Origin of the sequence: uncultured Mycobacterium sp. (genome assembly GCF_964249325.1) — a bacterium.
In the GTDB taxonomy this organism is placed as follows: domain Bacteria; phylum Actinomycetota; class Actinomycetes; order Mycobacteriales; family Mycobacteriaceae; genus Mycobacterium.
Window position 1 is genome coordinate 5,243 of the sequence record NZ_CAXUCH010000204.1, and the last position, 2,542, is coordinate 7,784.

3 protein-coding genes are annotated in these 2,542 nt (G+C 68.3%); all 3 read right to left on the minus strand.

Annotated features, from left to right (window positions below; translation table 11 throughout):
• Nucleotides 1–8 precede the first annotated feature (8 nt).
• Genes ACFE99_RS19870 through lipB form a run of 3 tightly spaced genes read right to left on the minus strand, consistent with a single transcriptional unit; the run spans nucleotide 9 to nucleotide 2,419 of the window.
• Nucleotides 9–761, minus strand: a complete 753-nt coding sequence (locus ACFE99_RS19870) for a DUF4191 domain-containing protein (protein WP_375488141.1) — start codon at nucleotides 759–761, stop codon at nucleotides 9–11.
• Nucleotides 762–788: 27 nt separating this feature from the next.
• Nucleotides 789–1,727 carry a lipoyl synthase gene (gene lipA / locus ACFE99_RS19875; RefSeq protein ID WP_375488142.1) on the minus strand — a complete coding sequence of 313 codons (939 nt, stop codon included), beginning with the start codon at nucleotides 1,725–1,727 and terminating at the stop codon, nucleotides 789–791.
• A complete protein-coding gene (gene lipB / locus ACFE99_RS19880) occupies nucleotides 1,724–2,419 on the minus strand; it encodes a lipoyl(octanoyl) transferase LipB (protein ID WP_375488143.1) in 696 nt (231 codons plus the stop codon). Before lipB ends, lipA begins: the two co-directional genes overlap by 4 nt.
• Nucleotides 2,420–2,542: the final 123 nt, after the last annotated feature.

Consider the following 2,542-nt stretch of genomic DNA (forward strand, 5'->3'; position numbering starts at 1 on the left):
CCGGGGGGCTAACTTGGGGCGAAGGGTGGGCGGTAACCGGGGATGCTTGCGGCGGTAGGCATGGGCCCCTTCGGCATCGCGGTCGCGCCGGCACGCGACCCGAGCGCGCTCAGCCGCGACTCCAGCGAGTCCAACTGCTTGACGGTGATATTGGCCGGCAGTCGGGTGAGGTGACGCTCCAGCTTGGCCAGCGGAACCTCGTCCTCGCCGTTGCCGACGACGACGTCGTAGATCGGCACGTCGCCGACCAGCCGTGCGGTGCGCTTCTTCTCCTGGGCGAGCAGCGGCTTGAGACGGGCCGCTGATCCTTCCCCGACCAGGATGACGCCCGGCCGGCCGATCACCCGATGGACGGCGTCGAAGTGACCGGTGGCGGCCACACCCGCGCTGACGCGCCACTTTCCGCGCAGGTTTTCCAGCACCCACGCCGCCGCGCCGGCTTGGCCTTCGGCCTTGCGGTACACCGAGCGCTGCGCGCGCCGGCCGAAGATGATGAACGCCACCAGCGCGCCCAGCACCACACCGAGCGCGATCGTCATGACCATGGGGAATCCGCCGGCCACCACACCGGCCGCTACCGACGCGCCGACGATCAACACGAACGCGCTGATCATGTAGGGCAGCAGCCGCTTGTCTTCCCGGCGCTGAATGGTGAACGCCTGCCACAGCTGGCTCCGCCGCTCCTTGGCGGCGGCCTTGCGGGCGGCCTTGGCTTCGGCTTTGGCGGCCTTCGTCGCCGCCGAATTGCGGGATTTCGCCATAATCGCCAAGGATACGGAAAACGCGGTTCAGCGCGGCGCTACGGCCTGCCGCCGCTGGATGGCCTGCTGGTAGAGACGACCGGCCCGATACGACGAGCGCACCAACGGCCCCGCCAGAACGCCGGCGAACCCCAGCCGTTCGGCATACCCCGCGTAGGCGACGAACTCCTCCGGCTTGACCCAGCGCTGCACCGGATGGTGGCGCAGCGACGGGCGCAGATATTGGGTGACGGTGATGATGTCGCAGCCGGCGTCGTAGAGATCTTTCAGCGCCGTTCGCACCTCTTCGGGCGTTTCCCCTAAGCCCAAGATCAGGTTGCTCTTGGTGACCAAGCCGTATTCGCGGGCAGCGGTGAGCACGTCGAGGCTGCGCTGGTAGGTAAACGCCGGCCGGATCCGTTTGAAGATCCGCGGCACCGTTTCGACGTTGTGCGCCAACACTTCCGGGCGAGCACCGAAGACCTGCTCCAGGCGGGCAGGATCGCCGTTGAAGTCCGGGATCAGCAGCTCGACACCGGTGGACGGGTTGAGCTGCTTGATGGCGCGCACAGTCTCGGCATACAGCCACGCCCCGCCGTCGGGCAGGTCGTCGCGGGCCACGCCGGTGACGGTGGAATAGCGCAACCCCATCGCCTGCACGCTCTCGGCCACCCGGCGCGGCTCGTCGCGGTCCAGCGGCGCGGGCTTGCCGGTGTCGATCTGGCAGAAGTCGCAGCGACGGGTGCACTGGTCACCACCGATCAGAAAGGTGGCCTCCCGGTCCTCCCAGCACTCATAGATGTTGGGGCAGGCCGCCTCCTCGCACACGGTGTGCAGGCCCGCGCGCCGGACCAGGCTCTTCAGCTCGGTGTATTGCGGCCCCATCCGCGCGCGCGTCTTGATCCACGGCGGCTTGCGTTCGATCGGGGTCTGCGCGTTGCGAACCTCCAGGCGCAGTAGCTTTCTGCCTTCGGGCGCAACGGTCACAACGGCGATGCTACGCGCGCGGCGGTATGGTCGCGCACCGCCAGCACACCGTCCAGCGCGTCACACACCGCGTCGGCGACCGCGGACCGCACGTCGTCGACACCGACCCGGCGGCCCAATTCGGCCGACAGCGACGCCACCCCGGCATCGCTGATCCCGCACGGCACGATCCGCGTGAACGCATCCAGATCACAGTCGCAGTTGAGCGCGAAGCCATGCAGTGTCGTCGCACGTGACACCCGCACACCGATGGCGGCGACCTTGCGCGCCGGCCGGCCACGGCCGGGCGGCAACCACACTCCCGAGCGGCCGTCGACCCGGCCTACCCCCAGCCCAAGGTCGGAACACACCTTGATCAGCGACTCTTCAAGGCGGCGAACATAATTCACCACGTCGAGCGGCTGGGCCAGGCCGATGATGGGATAGCCCACGAGTTGTCCCGGCCCGTGCCAGGTGATCTTGCCACCGCGATCGGTGTCGACGACAGGTGTGCGGTCTGCAGGTCGTTCGTGTGGCAGCGTGCGCCGGCCCGCGGTATAGACCGACGGGTGCTCTAAAAGCAGCAGGGTGTCGCTGCCGCCGGCGGCCCGGGCGTCGGCCAATTCGCGTTGCAGCTGCCAGGCGGCGCGGTAATCGACGGCGCCGAGGTGGCGGACGTCGATCGGGTGCAGGCTGGACCTAATAGAGCTCACAGGGCCGAGGCTACCCGCGTTGGCGACGGGACCGCCCGCGAGACGGAAACCACGGCTGTGGTCGGAGCCTCAGACTCAAGTGATCGCTGCAACGCCTGAGTTGTTTAGGGGTGTTGTTCGATG

Bases quoted from the DNA above. Each gene is read 5' to 3' on its own strand.
- ACFE99_RS19870 (WP_375488141.1), bottom strand. From the start codon at position 761: ATGGCGAAATCCCGCAATTCGGCGGCGACGAAGGCCGCCAAAGCCGAA.